Origin of the sequence: Streptomyces sp. NPDC059524, from assembly GCF_042749255.1 — a bacterium.
Lineage (GTDB): Bacteria > Actinomycetota > Actinomycetes > Streptomycetales > Streptomycetaceae > Streptomyces > Streptomyces xanthii.
Window position 1 is genome coordinate 1 of the sequence record NZ_JBHYTK010000173.1, and the last position, 16,537, is coordinate 16,537.

At 72.8% G+C, this 16,537-nt stretch carries 22 protein-coding genes; 9 read left to right on the top strand and 13 right to left on the bottom strand.

Going from position 1 to position 16,537, the window contains the following annotated elements; genetic code table 11:
- Positions 1-183 precede the first annotated feature (183 nt).
- The 9 genes from ACFW9D_RS32955 to rpmB all read right to left on the bottom strand — a co-directional run bounded on the left by ACFW9D_RS32955 (position 184) and on the right by rpmB (position 7,061).
- Positions 184-729, bottom strand: a complete 546-nt coding sequence (locus tag ACFW9D_RS32955) for a hypothetical protein (RefSeq protein ID WP_188340152.1) — start codon at positions 727-729, stop codon at positions 184-186.
- Positions 730-817: 88 nt separating this feature from the next.
- Positions 818-1,501 (bottom strand): uracil-DNA glycosylase, encoded by a 684-nt coding sequence (locus tag ACFW9D_RS32960; RefSeq protein WP_188340151.1) that lies wholly within the window; start codon positions 1,499-1,501, stop codon positions 818-820.
- A 134-nt stretch (positions 1,502-1,635) separates the two neighbouring features.
- Positions 1,636-3,138: an ABC transporter substrate-binding protein gene (locus ACFW9D_RS32965; RefSeq protein ID WP_223206214.1), complete on the bottom strand. Its 1,503-nt coding sequence runs from the start codon at positions 3,136-3,138 to the stop codon at positions 1,636-1,638.
- Positions 3,139-3,356: 218 nt separating this feature from the next.
- Positions 3,357-4,124, bottom strand: coding sequence for an SDR family oxidoreductase (locus ACFW9D_RS32970; protein WP_188340149.1), 768 nt, complete (start codon positions 4,122-4,124; stop codon positions 3,357-3,359).
- Between the two features lie 17 nt (positions 4,125-4,141).
- Entirely contained in the window at positions 4,142-4,903 is a 762-nt protein-coding gene (gene fabG, locus ACFW9D_RS32975; protein ID WP_188340148.1) for a 3-oxoacyl-ACP reductase FabG, read from the bottom strand.
- Between the two features lie 180 nt (positions 4,904-5,083).
- Positions 5,084-5,467 (bottom strand): DUF3037 domain-containing protein, encoded by a 384-nt coding sequence (locus ACFW9D_RS32980; protein WP_384628139.1) that lies wholly within the window; start codon positions 5,465-5,467, stop codon positions 5,084-5,086.
- The gene (locus tag ACFW9D_RS32985) at positions 5,464-6,279 is read right to left on the bottom strand and encodes a HipA family kinase (protein ID WP_384628142.1); all 816 of its coding nucleotides are present in this window, start codon (positions 6,277-6,279) and stop codon (positions 5,464-5,466) included. Before ACFW9D_RS32985 ends, ACFW9D_RS32980 begins: the two co-directional genes overlap by 4 nt.
- Positions 6,280-6,519: 240 nt before the next feature.
- Entirely contained in the window at positions 6,520-6,825 is a 306-nt protein-coding gene (gene rpsN, locus ACFW9D_RS32990; RefSeq protein ID WP_188340145.1) for a 30S ribosomal protein S14, read from the bottom strand.
- Positions 6,825-7,061 carry a 50S ribosomal protein L28 gene (rpmB, locus tag ACFW9D_RS32995; protein ID WP_384628146.1) on the bottom strand — a complete coding sequence of 79 codons (237 nt, stop codon included), beginning with the start codon at positions 7,059-7,061 and terminating at the stop codon, positions 6,825-6,827. The genes rpsN and rpmB overlap by 1 nt, the downstream gene beginning before the upstream one ends.
- Before the next feature lie 80 nt (positions 7,062-7,141).
- Between rpmB and ACFW9D_RS33000 the strand changes: the two genes are divergently transcribed.
- The 3 genes from ACFW9D_RS33000 to rpmF are packed head-to-tail and all read left to right on the top strand — an operon-like array spanning position 7,142 to position 8,775.
- The gene (locus tag ACFW9D_RS33000; RefSeq protein ID WP_384628149.1) at positions 7,142-8,296 is read left to right on the top strand and encodes a CobW family GTP-binding protein; all 1,155 of its coding nucleotides are present in this window, start codon (positions 7,142-7,144) and stop codon (positions 8,294-8,296) included.
- A 28-nt stretch (positions 8,297-8,324) separates the two neighbouring features.
- The gene (gene rpsR / locus ACFW9D_RS33005; RefSeq protein ID WP_188340142.1) at positions 8,325-8,561 is read left to right on the top strand and encodes a 30S ribosomal protein S18; all 237 of its coding nucleotides are present in this window, start codon (positions 8,325-8,327) and stop codon (positions 8,559-8,561) included.
- Positions 8,562-8,604: 43 nt separating this feature from the next.
- Complete coding sequence (gene rpmF / locus ACFW9D_RS33010) at positions 8,605-8,775, top strand: 50S ribosomal protein L32 (protein ID WP_188340141.1); 171 nt, start codon at positions 8,605-8,607, stop codon at positions 8,773-8,775.
- Positions 8,776-8,815: 40 nt separating this feature from the next.
- Here rpmF and ACFW9D_RS33015 read toward each other — a convergent pair whose 3' ends face one another.
- Positions 8,816-9,634, bottom strand: coding sequence for an SDR family NAD(P)-dependent oxidoreductase (locus ACFW9D_RS33015; RefSeq protein WP_384628153.1), 819 nt, complete (start codon positions 9,632-9,634; stop codon positions 8,816-8,818).
- 177 nt (positions 9,635-9,811) lie between these two features.
- Between ACFW9D_RS33015 and ACFW9D_RS33020 the strand changes: the two genes are divergently transcribed.
- Positions 9,812-10,387, top strand: a complete 576-nt coding sequence (locus ACFW9D_RS33020) for a TetR/AcrR family transcriptional regulator (RefSeq protein WP_384628156.1) — start codon at positions 9,812-9,814, stop codon at positions 10,385-10,387.
- A 107-nt stretch (positions 10,388-10,494) separates the two neighbouring features.
- Positions 10,495-10,965 (top strand): Rieske (2Fe-2S) protein, encoded by a 471-nt coding sequence (locus ACFW9D_RS33025; protein ID WP_384628158.1) that lies wholly within the window; start codon positions 10,495-10,497, stop codon positions 10,963-10,965.
- Here the strand turns inward: ACFW9D_RS33025 and ACFW9D_RS33030 are convergent.
- A complete protein-coding gene (locus tag ACFW9D_RS33030; protein ID WP_188340137.1) occupies positions 10,952-11,596 on the bottom strand; it encodes a cysteine hydrolase in 645 nt (214 codons plus the stop codon). The genes ACFW9D_RS33025 and ACFW9D_RS33030 overlap by 14 nt on opposite strands.
- A 130-nt stretch (positions 11,597-11,726) precedes the next feature.
- Between ACFW9D_RS33030 and ACFW9D_RS33035 the strand changes: the two genes are divergently transcribed.
- Positions 11,727-12,209 carry a pyridoxamine 5'-phosphate oxidase family protein gene (locus tag ACFW9D_RS33035; RefSeq protein WP_384628161.1) on the top strand — a complete coding sequence of 161 codons (483 nt, stop codon included), beginning with the start codon at positions 11,727-11,729 and terminating at the stop codon, positions 12,207-12,209.
- 45 nt (positions 12,210-12,254) lie between these two features.
- On the opposite strand, the gene ACFW9D_RS33040 is transcribed toward ACFW9D_RS33035, so the two are convergent.
- Positions 12,255-13,169 (bottom strand): LysR substrate-binding domain-containing protein, encoded by a 915-nt coding sequence (locus ACFW9D_RS33040; RefSeq protein ID WP_384628164.1) that lies wholly within the window; start codon positions 13,167-13,169, stop codon positions 12,255-12,257.
- Between the two features lie 75 nt (positions 13,170-13,244).
- Between ACFW9D_RS33040 and ACFW9D_RS33045 the strand changes: the two genes are divergently transcribed.
- Positions 13,245-14,198, top strand: a complete 954-nt coding sequence (locus tag ACFW9D_RS33045; protein ID WP_384628167.1) for a DMT family transporter — start codon at positions 13,245-13,247, stop codon at positions 14,196-14,198.
- Here the strand turns inward: ACFW9D_RS33045 and ACFW9D_RS33050 are convergent.
- The gene (locus ACFW9D_RS33050; protein ID WP_384628170.1) at positions 14,189-15,523 is read right to left on the bottom strand and encodes an aminotransferase class I/II-fold pyridoxal phosphate-dependent enzyme; all 1,335 of its coding nucleotides are present in this window, start codon (positions 15,521-15,523) and stop codon (positions 14,189-14,191) included. The genes ACFW9D_RS33045 and ACFW9D_RS33050 overlap by 10 nt on opposite strands.
- Positions 15,524-15,560: 37 nt before the next feature.
- On the opposite strand from ACFW9D_RS33050, the gene ACFW9D_RS33055 reads away from it, so the two are divergent.
- Both ACFW9D_RS33055 and ACFW9D_RS33060 read left to right on the top strand, forming a co-directional pair.
- Positions 15,561-16,268 carry a pyridoxamine 5'-phosphate oxidase family protein gene (locus ACFW9D_RS33055; RefSeq protein ID WP_384628172.1) on the top strand — a complete coding sequence of 236 codons (708 nt, stop codon included), beginning with the start codon at positions 15,561-15,563 and terminating at the stop codon, positions 16,266-16,268.
- Positions 16,268-16,537 (top strand): FMN-binding negative transcriptional regulator (locus ACFW9D_RS33060; protein WP_384628175.1); only part of this gene is annotated, 270 nt, incomplete at its 3' end. The genes ACFW9D_RS33055 and ACFW9D_RS33060, both read left to right, overlap by 1 nt.

A 16,537-nucleotide genomic window follows, 5' to 3' on the forward strand; every position in this document is an offset into this window, starting at 1 on the left:
CCTGGAGATGCGCACTTCGTGCGCCATCTCCATCGAGCGCTGACGCATCGGGGAAATGCGGCGCGAAGCGCCATGCATTTCAGGGGCGCGGGGAACTGCGCGACCAGCCCCCACCGGAGCCGCAGCCGAACAACAGCCCCACGTGGCGCCCACCCCATGCCCCACCCCCCGCCGGAGGCCCCCTCAGAACCCCCGCCGCGGCGGCCCGAGCGGCTCCCCGCCCGGCCGCCCACCCCCCTCGTCCCCGTCCTCGGGCAGCGCGGCGACCCGCTGCTCGAGCCGGGCGAGCTCCGCCCGCACCCCTTGGCCGTGCCCGTCGTCGCCCAGCGCTCCGAGCCCGGCCCGGGCCCGGGCGAGATGGCTGCGGGCGGCGCCGGGCCGGCCCAGCTTCACGTAGTCCGCCGCGAGGCTGAGATGCAGCTTCGGATACAGGGAGCGCAGCGCGAGCGACCCCTCGTGCGCGGCGGCCCCGCCCCGGGTGCGGGAGTCCGCGGCGGACAGCGCCCGCAGGTCCCAGGCCAGCTCGTCGTCCGGGTCGTCCTGCGTGTCGGCCATGTAGTGCGCGAGGGTGCAGCGGTGCAGGGGGTCGCCGTACTCGCCGATCTCCGCCCACAGGCCGAGGAAGCGGTCGCGCGCCTCCTCGCGGTCACCGGCGTGGGCCAGCATGACCACCTGCCCGATGCGGGTCATCATGGCGTCGTCCGCCGCCTGCTCACGCTGCTGTGCCACTGGCTCCTCCAAGCGCTGTCCCCGATCGCGTGCGGCGCACACCCGTCGACGCTAACGGCCGCCGCCCGCGATCCCCGGCAGGCACGGCTCAGCCCAGATCGGGGATCTGCCAGTCGATCGGGTCGTGGCCCTGGGCCTTGACCGCCTCGTTGATCTGCGTGAACGGCTGGGAACCGAAGAACTTCTTCGCGGACAGCGGCGAGGGGTGGGCGCCCTTCACGACGAGGTGCCGCTCGGTGTCGATGAGGGGGAGCTTCTTCTGCGCGTAGTTGCCCCACAGGACGAAGACACAGGGGTCCGGGCGGTCCACGACGGCGCGGATCACGGCGTCGGTGAACTTCTCCCAGCCCTTGCCCTTGTGCGAGTTGGCCTCGCCGGCCCGGACGGTCAGCACCGCGTTGAGCAACAGGACGCCCTGCTCGGCCCACGGCATCAGGTACCCGTTGTCCGGGATGGTGGTGCCGAGCTCGGCCTGCATCTCCTTGTAGATGTTCCGCAGCGACGGCGGGGTCTTCACGCCGGGCCGCACCGAGAAGCACAGACCGTGTCCCTGGCCCTCGCCGTGGTACGGGTCCTGGCCGAGGACGAGGACCTTGACCTTGTCGTACGGCGTCGCGTCGAGGGCGGCGAAGACCTGGTCGCGCGGCGGGTAGACGGGACCCTTCGCGCGCTCCTCCTCGACGAACTCGGTGAGCTCCTTGAAGTAGGGCTTCTGCAGCTCCTCGCCGAGGACGCCGCGCCAGGACTCGGGCAGCATCGCGGTGTCGGTCACGTCAACAACCTCCGGGGTACGGTCACTTGCCCGGCCGGGCGCGGAGAAGTCCCGCGCCCGGCCGGTTCGACAACACCCCTGAACCTACCGGCGCCCACTGACAGTCGGCGCCGGGGATCCCGTGCGGACCTCGCTCACCAGCTGGTCTTGCGGGACAGCTCCCACATCATCATGATCGTCGACGGGTCCAGGGCCCGCTCGCCGCCGGAGATCTCGTCGCTGGCCGCGATGTACTGCTTGCCCTGCCACAGCGGCAGCAGCCGCGCGTCCTGCGCCATGATCTGCTGCGCCCGCTCGAACTGCCGCACCACGGCCCCGCGGTCGCTCTCCTGGCGCGACTGCGGCAGCAGCCGGTCGGTGATCTCCGGCGACAGGTACGGGGTGCTCAGGGCGTTCTCCTGGCCGACGAACGGCGCGATGAAGTTGTCCGCGTCGGGGAAGTCGGGGAACCAGCCGCGGCCGAACACCGGGTACTCGCCCTCGCGGTAGCCCGCCTCGTAGGTCTTCCAGGGCCGGCTCTTGAGCGTCACCTTGAAGAGCTTGGACTCCTCGAGCTGCCGCTTGATCTCCTGGAACTCGGGCGCGGTCTGGGAGCCGTACCGGTCCGTGGTGTACCAGAGGGTGAGCGGGACGGGCGTGGTGATGCCCGCGTCCGACAGGATCCCGGCGGCCTTCGTGGCGCTCGGGTCGCCGAAGTCGTCGAAGAAGTCCGTGGTGTGGCCCGTGAGGCCCTTGGGGACCATGGAGTACAGCGGCTCGACGGTGTCCCGGTAGACCTCGTGCGCGATGGCGCCCCGGTCGATCACCTGGGCGACGGCCCGGCGCACGGCGCGCTTGCCGGCCCACGGGTCCTTCGGGTTGAAGACGAGGTAGCTGATCTCGGTGCCCGCGCCCTCGACCAGCTGCAGGCCCTCGGAGCCGTGCTTGGCCTGGAGGTCGACGACGTCGGACGCGCCGAGTCCGCGGAAGGTCGCGTCGATCTTCTTCGCCTTGAGGGCGGCGACCATGTCGGCCGAGTCCTCGAAGTAGCGGATCGTCACGGCGTCGTTCTTGCGGTCGGCGAAGCCGTCGTAGTGCTCGTTCTTCACCAGGACGGCCTTGTCGCCCTCGGTGTAGGAGTCGAGCGTGTAGGGCCCCGAGCCGGTGATCCCGCCGTCCTCGCGGAGCTTGTCGGCCGGGTACTCCTTCGGGTCCACGATCGACATCGCCGGGGTGGCGAGGACGAACGGGAACGTGGCGTCGGTCTTCTTGAGGTGGAAGGTCACCTCCCGGTCGCCCTTGGTGGTGACGCGGTCGAGGCTGCCGAGCAGTCCGACGGGTCCGCCCTTGACCCCGATCTTGCGGATCCGGTCGATGGAGTACTTCACGGCGGCGGCGTCGAGCTTGTCGCCGTCGGAGAACTTCATGTCCTCGCGCAGGGTGCACCGGTACTCGCGGTTGGCGGCGTCCTCGAAGGCGCACTCGGCGGCGTCGGGTTCCGGCTGGGCGGCTCCGGAGGGGAAGGCGACGAGGGTCTGGTAGACGTTGCGGTACAGCTCCCAGGAACCGTCCCAGGAGGCCGCGGGATCGAGCGTGCTGGGCGCGCTCGTCGTTCCCACGACGATGGGCTCCGCATCCTCGGAGCCGCCTGATTCCATCAGTCCGCACCCGGCGAGCAGGGATATGGACGCAGTCGCCGCCAACGTACGGGGGGCAAGCAACCGTTTGAACACGCGCACGCTCCTCGATCGGACATGCCAAGGGGTCGGCAGACCATATCGCAGAGCCCCGCCGGTTGAACCGCTTGTTCCGGCGGGGCTCTTCAAGTGCGAGGACGTTTGTCAGCCGTTGTCAGCCGACGCCCTTTTCATCGTTCTCAGCCGACGCCGGCGTTGAGGAAGATGCCGCCGTCGACGACCAGGGTCTGACCCGTGATCCAGTCGGACTGGCTCGAGGTGAGGAACGCGGCGGCGCCGCCGATGTCCTCGGGCACGCCGAGCCGGCCCAGCGGGTAGGAGGCCGCGACCTCGGCCTCCCGGCCCTCGTACAGGGCCTCGGCGAACTTGGTCTTCACGACCGCCGGGGCGATCGAGTTGACCCGCACCATCGGGGCGAACTCGTGGGCGAGCTGCATCGTCAGGTTGATCATGGCGGCCTTGCTGATGCCGTACGCGCCGATGAAGGGCGAGGCGGAGACGCCGGCGACCGACGCGATGTTCACGATCGCGCCGCCGTTCTCCTTCTGCCAGGCCTTCCAGGTCTGCTGGGCGAAGCCGAGCGCCGAGACGACGTTGGTCTCGAAGACCTTGCGGGCCACGTCCAGGTCGAGGTCGGCGATGGGGCCGAAGACCGGGTTGGTGCCGGCGTTGTTCACCAGGTAGTCGACGCGGCCGAAGGCCTCCATCGTGCGCTCGACGGCGACGGCCTGGTGCGCCACGTCGTGGGCCTTGCCCGCCACGTGGATCACGCGGTCGGCGCCGAGGGACTCGACGGCCTCCTTGAGGGCGTCCTCGCCGCGGCCGGTGATGCAGACGCGGTCGCCGCGCGCGACGAGGGCCTCCGCGACGCCGTAGCCGATGCCGCGGCTCGCACCGGTGACGAGGGCGACCTTGCCGGAGAGCGGCGGGAGTTCGGTGGTGCTCATGTCGGTTGCCTCCGGGGTCAGTTGAGCGGGCCGCCGGCCACGTACATGACCTGGCCGGAGACGAAGCCGGCCGCCTCGCCGGTGAAGAAGGCGATGGCGTTGGCGATGTCGTCCGGGCGGCCCACGCGCTGCACCGGGATCTGGGTGGCGGCGGCGGCCTGGAAGTCCTCGAAGCCCATGCCGACGCGCTCGGCGGTGGCCTTGGTCATCTCGGTGACGATGAAGCCGGGGGCGACGGCGTTGGCGGTGACGCCGAACTTGCCGAGCTCGATGGCGAGGGTCTTGGTGAAGCCCTGCAGACCGGCCTTGGCGGCGGAGTAGTTGGCCTGGCCGCGGTTGCCGAGCGCCGAGGAGGAGGACAGGTTCACGATGCGGCCGAACTTGGCCTCCACCATGTGCTTCTGGACGGCCTTGGACATCAGGAACGCGCCGCGCAGGTGCACGCTCATGACGGTGTCCCAGTCGGAGACGCTCATCTTGAACAGGAGGTTGTCGCGCAGCACGCCCGCGTTGTTCACGAGGATCGTGGGGGCGCCGAGCTCGTCGGCGATGCGCGCGACGGCGGCCTCGACCTGCGCCTCGTCGGAGACGTCGCAGCCGACGGCGAGGGCCTTGCCACCGGCGGCGGTGATCTGCTCGACGGTGTCCTTGCAGGCGGCCTCGTCGAGGTCGATCACGGCGACGGCGCGGCCCTCCTGGGCCAGACGGATCGCGGTGGCGGCGCCGATGCCGCGCGCCGCTCCGGTGACGATCGCTACGCGCTGCTCAGTGGTGGACATGCTGTTCGGTCTCCTCGCCCTAGAGGTCGGCCGCTTCGCTCCGGTGCGGGTGAGCGACCGCTTAGTACCTTGTGCGGGTGACGCTAGAAGCCCTGGCACGCGGTGTCAACGTACCCACCGCGTGCCCCTGATCACTCACGCCTCCGGACAGCCGCCGGAAGCGGGCCGTGGACGCGCCGTTCAGCGCACGAGCTGGTCGAGCAGCCGCTCGGCCTCGGCCGCCGGATCGGCGGTCAGACCCGTGTGCACCGGGCCGGGCTGGACGACCGTCGAGCGCGGGGCGATGAGCCAGCGGTAGCGGCGGCCCGCGTCGTCGTCCGCGGCCTGCCCGGAGGCGGCGCCGCCCTCGCAGTGCCGCTCGATCGCGCCGAGGAGGGCGCGCACGCCGGCCACGTCGGCCTCGGGGTCGAGGGCGAGGAGGCGGCGCTCGTCCAGGTGGGTGAGGGCGGCGACGAAGGACCGGGCGCGGCAGTACACGACCACGCCGGCGTTCATCTGTTCGCCGCGCTCGACGCGGGGCACCACACGCAGGAGGGCGTACTCGAAGACGTCGCGCTCGCTCATCGGCCGGCTCCCGGGGTCAGCCAGCCCGGCGCGCTCGGCCGGGCCTGGTCCGCGCCGCCCTCGGGCAGCGTGATGCGTTCGTGGATCGTGGCCACGCGCGCGTGCAGCGTCTCCACGTAGGCGCGGCGCACGGCGTCGGGCGAGTCGAATCCGGGCTCGTCCGTGAGCCACACGTCGGGCACGTCGGCGACGGCCGCGGCGAGCACTGCCTCGGTGACGCGCGGCGCGAGTTCGGCGGCGGCCGCGGCGATGTCGGGGGCGTACCGGGCGAGGGCGTGGTCGCTCGCGTCGTACGGCTTGTCGGCCCAGGCCGGGGCGCCCCGCCAGTTGTGGTGCCAGATCATGCCGGCGCCGTGGTCGATGAGCCACAGGTCGCCGTGCCACACGAGCATGTTCGGGTTGCGCCAGGAGCGGTCGACGTTGTTGATCAGCGCGTCGAACCAGACGACGCGGCCGGCCTCCAGCGGGTCCACGCCGTATGCGAGCGGGTCGAACCCGAGGGCGCCGGACAGGTACCGCATCCCGAGGTTCGTGCCGCCGCTCGCCTTGATGAGCCCCTGCACCTCGGGGTCGGGCTCACCCAGTCCGATCACCGGGTCGAGGTCCAGCGCGACGAGCTCCGGCACCCGGAACCCGAGCGCCCGCGCGAGCCGCCCGCAGATCACCTCGGCGACCAGCGTCTTGCGCCCCTGTCCCGCGCCGGTGAACTTCATGACGTACGACGCGAGATCCTCGGCCTCGACGAGCCCCGGCAGAGAGCCCCCCTCACGCAGGGGGACGACATACCGCTTCACAGCGACTTCATCCAGCATCCGCCCAGGCTATACGGGGTCCCCACACCCCAAGGACCGACTCCGCACCTACCCCCACATCCCCATACCGACCTCCTCGAACAGAGCGGGCCACTCACTGTCTCCGGAGAACGGCAAGGGTCGCGCCGACCTCTCGCCACGGTGGGCACCGACCGACTCATCGACACGGCGCCGGTTCCGCGACCGGCACCGGGGCGGAGCAGCGCGACCATGCCGTGCCACCCCGCCCCATCAGCCCCGCTACCAGGACGACTTGGTCACGCCGGGGAGGTGGCCCGCGTGGGCCTGGGTGCGGACGTTCACTCGGGAGAGGCCGAACTTGCGGAGGTGGCCTCGGGGGCGGCCGTCGGTGCTGTCACGGTTGCGGACGCGGGTGGCGCTCGCGTCGCGGGGCTGGCGGCGCAGCTCCGTGCGGGCGGCGGCCTTCTCGTCGTCCGTCGCGCGCGGGGACGCCAGGACGGCCTTCAACGCGGCGCGGCGCAGCGCGTACCGGGCCACGATCCGCTTGCGCTGTTCGTTCTTCGCGATCTTGCTCTTCTTCGCCATCAGACACGCTCCCCTCGGGCCCGGATCCGGGCGACGGCCGCCTCGACGCCGATGACGTCCACGGTCTTGATGCCGCGCGCGCTGAGCCGCAGCCGGACGTGGCGCCCCTCGCCGGGCAGCCAGTAGCGCTTGTTCTGGATGTTGGGGTCGAAGCGGCGTGAGGTGCGCCGGTGCGAGTGGGAGATCTTCTTGCCGAAGACCGGCCGGGCGCCGGTCAGTTGGCAGTGCGCGGACATACGGATGCTGCCTCTCTCTGGATCGGCCGGCCGCACCGCGGCTTACCGATAATGGAAATCATTGTCGTATGCTACCCGCCATGACCCCTACCGAAGAACCCCCGATGCCGGTGGTGATCGTCGGCGGACTGCACACCGACGCCCGTCGCGCCGCGGTCGAACGGCTGCTGCGCGAGGTGCCCAGCAGTGTCGCCCTGCACCACGACCTGTCCGCGGGACCGACGGGCACGGTGCGCCGCGGCGTCCGCGACGCCACGGGCGAGACCGCCTGGGGCGAGACGCCCCTCGTCAACGACTGCGCCTGCTGCGCCCTGCGCGAGGACCTCGTGCCCGAGCTGGAGCGACTGGCCGCCAGCGGACTGACCCGCCTGGCGATCGTGGAGCTGTGGGACTCCGTGGAGCCGCGCGCCATGGCCGAGGTCGTCGCCGCGCACGGCCACGACGCGTTCCGCCTCGCGAACGTGCTGACGGCCGTCGACCCCGCCCTCGTCCTGCCCTGCCTGACCAACGGCGACGACCTCGCCGAGGCGGGTCTCGCCGCGGCCGCCACGGACCGGCGCACGGTCGCCGACACCTTCGCGCGGCAGCTGGAGTACGCCCCCGTCCTCGCCGTCACCGACAGCCCCGACGCCGGGCTCGACGACCTCGCGCTCCTGCGCCAGCTCCACCCCACGGCGACCCATGTCCGCGTGGAGTCGGGGAGGTTGGGCGGCGCCGCGCTCGCCGGATTCGACGTGGGCGCGGCGGCCGCGGCGCAGCATCCGGCCTGTGCCCGGCTCCCCCACGACTGTGACGAGCAGGGCGTCAGCACCCTGGTCTGGCAGCGCCGCCGCCCGTTCCACGCCGGTCGCCTCTTCGAGGCCCTGGAGGACCTGTGCTGCGCGGCGGCCCGCAGCCGCGGACGGTTCTGGCTCGCGGACCGGCCCGACAGTCTGCTCGCCTGGGACGCCGCGGGAGGCGCCCTGTGCGTGGAGAACGCCGGGCCCTGGATGGCCGCGCTGCCGGACGCCGCCTGGGAGTTGATGCCGGCCGAACGCCGCACCGCGGCCGCCCTCGACTGGCATCCCGAGCACGGCGACCGCTGCCAGCACCTCGTCTTCACCTCACCCGACCTGGACCGGACGGGGCTGCTCTCGCTGCTCGACTCCTGCCTGCTCACCGACGACGAACTCGCCTCGGGCCCGGCCGCGTTGCCGCGCCCCACCGGCTTCGACCACCTGCTCGACGCCGCCTGACCCGCCCCAGCACACCGAGGAGACCCCCATGGCCCGCACCGGCAAGCTCGCACCCGCCCGCAAGAACCGCCCGAACCCGCTCGACGCGGCCGGCATCACCCACATCGACTACAAGGACACCGATCTGCTGCGGACGTTCGTCTCCGACCGGGGCAAGATCCGCAGCCGTCGCGTCACCCGGGTCAGCCGGCAGCAGCAGCGCCAGATCGCCACGGCCGTCAAGAACGCCCGCGAGATGGCACTGCTCCCCTACGCCGGCCGCTGACCCTCACCCGATCCGTACCGCCACTCCCACGATTGGATCCTTCATGGCAGTCCCCAAGCGCAAGACGTCCCGCAGCAACACCCGTCACCGCCGCGCCCGGTGGAAGGCGAGCACCCCGCCCCTGGTCCCGGTGACCGTCGACGGGGTCACCCGTCTCGTGCCGCAGCACCTCAGGAAGGCGTACGAACGCGGCCTCCTGCGGCCCGAGAGCTGAGGCCCGGCGGGAGCCGTCCGGCGCCGCCGGCGTCCCGGCCTCACGCCGCGCGCCCCGAGAGGGCCGAGGCAGTGGCCGGGTCGGCGAGGACCTTGCGCGTGATGCGTTCGGCGACGGCGGCGACCAGGGTGCGGGGGCGGCGCGGCGTGAGGTGGGCGCCCAGGGTGTTGCTCAGCCCGGGGGCCACGTAGCCACGGTCGCGTTCCAGGGCGCGCAGCGCGGCGCGGACGACGGGCTCGGGGGTCGTCATGGAGCCGGTGACGGCGGCCCGGCGGGTGCCGATGGTGTCGAAGAAGGCGGTCTCGACGGGGCCGGGGCACAACGTGAGCACGCGGATGCCGCGGCCCCGGTACTCCTGGCGCAGGGCGAGGCCGAAGTTGAGGACGAACGCCTTGGCCGCGCCGTAGACGGCGAAGTAGGGGGACGGCTGGAAGGCCGCGTTGGAGGCGACGTTGAGGACCGCGCCGCGGCCGCGCTCCAGCATGCCGGGCAGCAGCGCGTGGGTGAGGTCGACGAGCGCGACGACGTTGACCATGAGCTGGTCGTGGTCGCGCTCTTCCGGGATCTCCTCGAAGCGGCCGCAGGTGCCGAAGCCGGCGTTGTTGACCAGGAGGTCGACGCTCAGTCCGCGGGCGGCCAACTGGTCGGTGACGCGGCGGGCCGCGTCCGGCGCGGCGAGATCCTGGACCACCACGTGGGCGCGGACGCCGTGTTCGGCGGTCAGCCGCTCGGCGAGGGCGGTGAGCCGGCCGCCGGAGCGGGCGACGAGGACCAGGTCGTGCCCCTGGGCCGCGAGCTGCGCGGCGAACTCGGCGCCGAGCCCGGACGACGCTCCGGTGACGAGGGCGGTGCTGTGCACGGTGTTCTCCTTCGGCCGACGGCAACTGGGTCTTCTGCGTCCATTGACCCGACAGGGTCAACTGGAATGAGAAGGTAGCAGTAATCAGAAGAACCGCAACAGCCTTGTTTCATTTAGTGATGCCAACGCCTCGGAGCTGTATCGTCTGCCTGACCAAGTGGACTTGCTGGAGGCGTGATGGGTGAGGCGGCGGCGCGACCGTTGAGGGCGGACGCGGAGCGCAGCGTGCGCGTGATCCTGGAGGCGGCCGAGCGGGTGCTGGCCGAGGACCCCGGTGCCTCCATGGAGCAGATCGCGGCGGCCGCGGGGGTGGCCCGCACGACGATCCACCGGCGGTTCGCGAGCCGGCAGGCGCTGATCGACGCCCTGGCGTCCTCGGCGGCCCGCCAGCTCGCCCGCGCGGTGGACGACGGCAGGCCGGACACCGCTCCGCCCCTGGTGGCGATGCACCGGATCACGGCCAACGTGCTGCAGATCAAGGGCGCGTGGGCGTTCGCCCTGGGGCTGCCGGCGGAGTCGGACAGCGAGGCCGCCGTGCTCCATCAGGGCATCGACCGCAGTTGCGTCGCCCTCCTGGAGCGGGCACGGGCGGAGGGGCTCATCGACGAGGCGGCGGACCTCGAATGGGTCCGCCGGGTCTACTACGCGCTCATCGGGGAGTCCCTGCACAACGAGCCGGAAGGCTCCGATCCGGACGCGCTCGCGGCCCGCGTCATCGACACGCTGCTGCGCGGTGCGGGACCCCGGAGCTGAAAGTCCGGAAAATCTCCGAGACGTTGAACGCTCCGGCCGCCCGCCCCGTATCCGAGGGAGATCCCCCCACGGATCCAGGCCCGCCCGTCTCGAAGGGAACCGACAGCATGACCGCTTCGCAGGATTCCGCACCGCACGGCCCCGCCCCGACCCGCCGCGTCGTCGTCGCGGCGGTGGGCGCCGCCGGGATCGCCGCGGCGCTCAGCGCCTGCGGTGGTTCGGACGGCAGCGCGTCCGAACCGGCGGGCAGTGTCTCGGCGCCCGCCGGTGACGGGGGCGGCTCTTCGGGCGGCCGGAAGCTCGCCGAGGAGAGCGAGGTCCCCGAGGGCGGGGGCAAGATCCTCGCCGACGCCGGGGTCGTGGTGACCCAGCCGAAGAAGGGGGAGTTCAAGGCGTTCACGAACATCTGCACGCACCGGCAGTGTCCGGTGAGCTCGGTCGAGGGCGGCACGATCAACTGCCCGTGCCACGGCAGCAAGTTCTCGATCGAGGACGGCAGCGTGCGGCACGGCCCGGCCACCGAGGCGCTCGCCGAGAAGAAGATCACGACGAGCGGCGGGACGATCAGCCTCGCGTAGGGCGCCGCTTCCAGGCGGTGAGCACGTCCTGGGTCGTGACGACGGTCGCGACCAGGGCGAGCGTGTTGCGGATCATCGCCGGGACGTAGTCGGCGGGGACGCCGGCAACGGCGTCGCTCGCCACGACGACCTGGTAGCCGAGATTCACGGCGTCGAAGACGGCGTTGGGGATCGCCACGTTGGCGGAGACGCCGGTGACGACGAGGGTGCGGCAGCCCAGGTTGCGCAGCAGCGGGTCGACGTCGGTGCCCGCGATCGGGGAGAGGCCGTGCAGCCGGCGCACGACGAGGTCCTCGTCGGCGACCTCGATCGGCGGGGCCACGCGCACCGCCTTCGTGCCGGTGAGCTGCTGCACGGGCAGCCGCTCGGCGGCGCGGAAGAGCCGCCCGTTGCGGTTGGCCCCGCGCCCGTCGGGGCGCCGTTCGGCGACGGCGTGCATGACCTGCGCGCCGCTCTCGTGCGCGGCGGCGACGAGCAGGGCAACCCGGTCCAGGGCGCCCGAGGAGCGGGCCTGTTCGGCGAGTTCGGGCAGGGCGCTGCCGGGGCCGACGACGCCCTGCTGGCACTCGACGGTGAGCAGCACCGTGGTGGGCGGGGCGAGCAGTTCGGCGAGAACCTCGTGCGACGGCATGCGCGACCCCCTGTGGTCCGGTCCGTGTCCGGCGCAGACCCTAGCCACCATTGCGCGACGGCGGAAGACCCAGCATGCTGCCTTTCTGACACATCGTCAGCCGCACTGAACCGCCGTCGAGGGAGCGCACATGGCCGTCACACAGCGCCGGGGCCGCCGGATCATGATGACCTCCGAGGAACGGGACGCCTTCCTCGCCGAGCAGCGGACCTGCCGGGTGGCGACCGTGTCGGCGGACGGCACCCCGCACGTGAGCCCGCTGTGGTTCGTGTGGGACGGGACCTCGCTGTGGCTGTACTCGCTCTCGCGCAGCAAGCGCTGGGCGGACCTGCGGGCCGACGGCCGGGTGGCGGTGGTGGTCGACGCGGGCGAGGAGTACGGGGAGCTGCACGGCGTGGAGCTGTCGGGCCGGATCGAGTTCGTCGGGGAGTCCCCGCGCACCGGTGAGCCGTGTCCCGAACTCGACGTGCCGGAGCGGCTGTTCGCGCGCAAGAACTTCGGCCTGCCGGAGATGGTGCACGACGGGCGGCACGCCTGGGCGCGGCTCACCCCGGACAAGATCGCCTCCTGGGACTTCCGCAAGCTCCCCGGAATGCCGTCTCCCGCGAGCTAGGCGGTGTCTTCAGACTCCCGTCTGCCCCACGACGCCCGGCACGCCCTACGGCGCCGTCCGCCCGAGGTCGGCGCCCGCCTTCTGCAAGGCCTCGACGGCCGCGCGGATCGACGGCCGCCGGTCCGCGTCCGCCCGCCAGACCACGTAGACATGGCGCCGCACCTGCTGGCGCACCGGGACCGTGACGACGCCCTCGGGCATCGGGTCGCGGCCGAGGAGCGGGGCGACGCAGACGCCGAGGCCGGCGGCGACGAGGCCGAGCTGGGTGTGGGTCTCGGCGGCGCGATGGCCGACCTGCGGCTCGACACCCCGGGCGCGCAGCGTGAACAGCAGCCACTCGTGGCAGAACTCGCCCTCGCCCCAGGTGATCCACTCGTCGTCGGCGAAGTCCTCCAGGCCGACCTCGTCCCGCCCCGCGAGGGGGTGTCCGGCATGCATGGCGATGTCGGCGGGGTCGTCGAGGATGCTCGCCTTGACCAGGCCGTCGGGCATCGGCATCGGCTTGTTGTACCAGTCGAGCACGACGGCGAGGTCGAGGTCGCCGCGCACCACCCCGGCGACACCGCCCTCGGGCTCCAGTTCCTGGGAGCGCACGCGCAATTGGGGATGCTCGGCGCGCAGGGCGGACAGGGCCGCGGGGAACAGCCCGCGGGCCGCCGTCGGGAACGCGGCGATACGCAGCTCCCCCGCCACCTGGCCGCGCTGCGCCTCCAGGTCGGCCTGGGCCAGCTCGACCTGGGAGAGGATCCGCGCGGCGTGCTCGGACAGCAGCCGGCCCGCGTCGGTGAGCCGGACACCGCGCCCGTGCTTGGCGAGGAGCTGCTGGCCGACCTCGCGCTCCAGCTTGGTCATCTGCTGCGAGACGGCGGACGTCGTGACGTGCAGGGCGTCGGCGGCGCCGCTCACCGAGCCGTGCCGGGCGAGCGCGTCGAGGACCCGTAGGCGCTCCAGGTTCAACATGTAAGCGATGCTAAGCGATATCGCGCAAGAATTCTCGCTTGTGCTACGAGGTCGGGGCGCGCGAAGCTTGCCTCCATGAGCACCGCGACCCCGCGCCGGAGCGTTCCGGACACCACCTCGACGACCGCGCCCGCCCCCGGTCCGTCCCGCGCCCTCGACTGGCGCCTGCGCTTCGGCGCGCTCTCCCTCATCTGGGGCTTCAGCTTCCTGCTCATCAAGGTGGGCACGGACGGGTACGCACCGTTCCAGGTGACGCTCGGCCGGCTCGTGTTCGGCACGCTGGTGCTCGTGGCGGCGATGGCGGTGAAGCGGGAGCGGCTGCCGCGCGGCGCGCGCACCTGGGGGCATCTGACCGTCGCGGCGTTCCTCCTGAACGCGCTGCCGTTCTCCCTGTTCGCGTTCGCCGAGCAGACGATCCCGTCGACGCTGGCGGGGATCTGCAACGCGACGTCACCGCTGTGGGGCATGGTGCTCTCCCTGGTCGCGCTTTCCGAGGACCGGCCGACGCGGCGCCGGGTCGCGGGCCTCGGCCTCGGCTTCCTCGGCGTCCTCACGGTGCTCGGCGTGTGGCAGGGCTTCCACGGCCTGGACGTGACGGGCACGGCGATGGCCCTGCTCGCCTCGCTCAGTTACCCGGTCGGCTGGATCTACGTCCGCCGCACCCTGGCCGCCTCGGGCCACTCCCACCTGTCGATGACCGGCGCCCAGCTGCTCGTCGCCACGGTCCAACTGGCCGTGGTGACCCCGCTGTTCACGTCCTGGCCGTCCCGCTTCTCGCTGGTCCCGCTGCTCGCGATCGTGGCGCTCGGCGCGCTCGGCACGGGCCTCGCGGTGCTCATCCAGTACGGCCTGGTCGCCGAGGTGGGTCCGACGACGGCGCAGATGGTCACGTACTTCATCCCGGTCATCGCCACCGCCGCCGGTGTCGCGGTGCTCGGCGAGACGCTGCACTGGTCGACACCGGTCGGCGCGCTGATCGTGATCGCGGGCGCGGCCCTCACCCAGTCCCGGGGCCGCGCTCAGTCGTAGCGGACCGTGCCGCGGGCGGGGCCGACGGCGGCGGCCACCGCGTCCGCGACCGCGTCGATCTCCTCGACACGCAGCCCGGAGACGGTGATCCGCACCCCGGGCCCGGCCTTCATCCGGAACCGGGCGCCGGGCGCCACCGCCCACCCCGCGTGCAGCAGCCGGGCGACGACCCCGGTCTCGTCCGGCACCGGGACCCACACGTTCATGCCGCTGCGCCCGTGCGCCGTGATCCCCCGCACGGCGAGCGCGGCGATCAGCGCGTCACGCCGCCGCCCGTACGAGGCCGAGACGGCCCGTGCGTCGACGGCGCGGGCCGCCCACAGCGCGGCGACGGCCCGCTGGGTGATGCGGCTGACCCAGCCGGGACCCAGACTCTGCCGGCCGCGCACCCGGTCGACGGTGTCGGCGTCACCGGTGAGCACGGCGAGCCGCAGGTCGGGGCCGTAGGCCTTGGCGACCGAGCGGACGAAGGCCCAGGGGCGGGCGTCCCCGGCCAGCGGGTGCAGCGGCAGGTCGACGATGCCGTGCCCGTGGTCGTCCTCGATGAGCAGGACATCCGGATGGGCGGCGAGGACCGCCCGCAGTTCTTCGGCGCGGGCCGCGCTCACGGCCGCGCCCGTCGGGTTCTGCGCCCGGTCGGTGACCACGAGGGCCCGCGCCCCGCCGCGCAGCGCCCGCGCCACGTCGCCGGGCAGCGGACCGTCGTCGTCCACCCCGACCGGCTCGATGCGCAGGCCGAGCGCGGGCACGAGGTCGAGCATGCTGCCCCAGCCGGGATCCTCGACGGCGACCGCGTCGCCGGGCCTGAGGTGCACCGCGAGCACCCGCTCGATGGCGTCGAGGGAGCCGGACGCGACGACGACCGGCCCGGCCGGCACCCCGTCGGCGTCGAGCGCGGCCCGCGCGGCCCGCGCCAGCTCGGGCTCGAGCGACGCGTCCCCGTAGAGCACGGGGTTCTGGTCGGCGGCCCTCGCGGCGGCGGTGAACGCCTCGACGAGCGAGGGCAGCAGGGCCGTGTCCGGATTGCCGTTCGACACGTTCCGCACGCCGTCCGGGACGTCCACGCGGATGCTCTCGCGCGCGGTCGTGGCCGGCTTGGGCCGGATCCGGCTGCCGCGCCGCCCGGCCGTCTCGATGACCCCGCGCTCGCGCAGGGTCCGGTACGCGGCCGCGACCGTATTGGGATTCACCCCGAGCCGCTCGGCCAACTCCCGCATCGGCGGCAGCAGTTGCCCCGGTTCGAGGCTGCCGTCGGCCACCGCTCGCTCGACGCTCGCCGAAATGTCTGCTGCGCGCCGTCCACTGATCGGATACTCTCCTAGCACAAACAACATTATGCACTAGTGCAATGGAGTTCGCACCATGAGCGTGGCCCCCGAGCAGTCCCCCGCAGCCCCCGCTGCCGAAGACGCCGCCGAGAACACGTACGCGCCGACCGACCGCACGGTCCCGACGCGTTCCAAGGAGCGCGCCCGCTACGACCACGAGATGGTGCACGCGATACTCGACGAGGCCTACGTGTGCCACCTCGGCTTCGTGCGCGACGGGGCGCCGGTCGTGCTGCCGACGCTCTACGGACGGGTCGGCGACCGGCTCTACGTGCACGGCTCCACCGGGTCGCGCCCGCTGCGCATGGCCGGGCAGCAGGACCCGGGCCTGCCCGTCTGCCTCACGGTGACGCACGTCGACGGCCTGGTCCTGGCCCGCTCGGCCTTCCACCACTCCATCAACTACCGCTCCGTGGTGGTGCACGGCACCGCCCACCAGGTCACCGACCCCGACGAGAAGCGGCTCGCCCTGGACGCTCTGGTCGACCACGTCGTACCGGGCCGCTCCGCCGACTCGCGCCCGGCGAACGCGAAGGAGCTGGCGGCGACCGCCGTGCTCCGGCTCGACCTCGCCGAGGTCTCCGCGAAGCTGCGCACCGGCGGCCCGAACGACGAGCCGGAGGACCTGGAGCTCCCGTACTGGACGGGCGTCGTCCCGGTGCAGCGGACCCACGGCGCACTCGTCCCGTCGGACGACCTGGCCGACGGCATCGAGGTCCCGAAGTACCTGCGGGACCTGTGATGCTGATCCACCCCTGGGACGCGGCGCGCGACGGGAAGGAGTGGCAGGACTGGCTGGCCGGGCACGACTTCGGCCAGCTCGCCGTCAACGGAGGGGACGGCGAGCCGCCGTTCGTCCAGCCGCTGCACTTCGCGTACGACGCCGGGCGCGGCGAGGTCCTCGGCCATCTCGCCCGGCCGAACCCGCTGTGGGGCGGGCCGGGGGGGGCGCCCCCCCGGGCGGGCACCCGCGCGGGGGGGGCCCCACCCGGTGAGGGGGGCCCCCCCCCC

Coding starts and splice junctions, on each gene's coding strand:
- ACFW9D_RS33055 (WP_384628172.1), top strand. CDS start 15,561: ATGAGCGTGGCCCCCGAGCAGTCCCCCGCAGCCCCCGCTGCCGAAGAC.
- rpsN (WP_188340145.1), bottom strand. CDS start 6,825: ATGGCGAAGAAGAGCAAGATCGCGAAGAACGAACAGCGCAAGCGGATC.
- ACFW9D_RS33030 (WP_188340137.1), bottom strand. CDS start 11,596: ATGCCGTCGCACGAGGTTCTCGCCGAACTGCTCGCCCCGCCCACCACG.
- ACFW9D_RS32965 (WP_223206214.1), bottom strand. CDS start 3,138: ATGGAATCAGGCGGCTCCGAGGATGCGGAGCCCATCGTCGTGGGAACG.
- ACFW9D_RS32970 (WP_188340149.1), bottom strand. CDS start 4,124: ATGAGCACCACCGAACTCCCGCCGCTCTCCGGCAAGGTCGCCCTCGTC.
- rpsR (WP_188340142.1), top strand. CDS start 8,325: ATGGCCCGCACCGGCAAGCTCGCACCCGCCCGCAAGAACCGCCCGAAC.
- ACFW9D_RS33020 (WP_384628156.1), top strand. CDS start 9,812: ATGGGTGAGGCGGCGGCGCGACCGTTGAGGGCGGACGCGGAGCGCAGC.
- fabG (WP_188340148.1), bottom strand. CDS start 4,903: ATGTCCACCACTGAGCAGCGCGTAGCGATCGTCACCGGAGCGGCGCGC.
- rpmF (WP_188340141.1), top strand. CDS start 8,605: ATGGCAGTCCCCAAGCGCAAGACGTCCCGCAGCAACACCCGTCACCGC.
- ACFW9D_RS32985 (WP_384628142.1), bottom strand. CDS start 6,279: ATGCTGGATGAAGTCGCTGTGAAGCGGTATGTCGTCCCCCTGCGTGAG.
- ACFW9D_RS33025 (WP_384628158.1), top strand. CDS start 10,495: ATGACCGCTTCGCAGGATTCCGCACCGCACGGCCCCGCCCCGACCCGC.
- rpmB (WP_384628146.1), bottom strand. CDS start 7,061: ATGTCCGCGCACTGCCAACTGACCGGCGCCCGGCCGGTCTTCGGCAAG.
- ACFW9D_RS32980 (WP_384628139.1), bottom strand. CDS start 5,467: ATGAGCGAGCGCGACGTCTTCGAGTACGCCCTCCTGCGTGTGGTGCCC.
- ACFW9D_RS33035 (WP_384628161.1), top strand. CDS start 11,727: ATGGCCGTCACACAGCGCCGGGGCCGCCGGATCATGATGACCTCCGAG.
- ACFW9D_RS33040 (WP_384628164.1), bottom strand. CDS start 13,169: ATGTTGAACCTGGAGCGCCTACGGGTCCTCGACGCGCTCGCCCGGCAC.
- ACFW9D_RS33000 (WP_384628149.1), top strand. CDS start 7,142: ATGACCCCTACCGAAGAACCCCCGATGCCGGTGGTGATCGTCGGCGGA.
- ACFW9D_RS33045 (WP_384628167.1), top strand. CDS start 13,245: ATGAGCACCGCGACCCCGCGCCGGAGCGTTCCGGACACCACCTCGACG.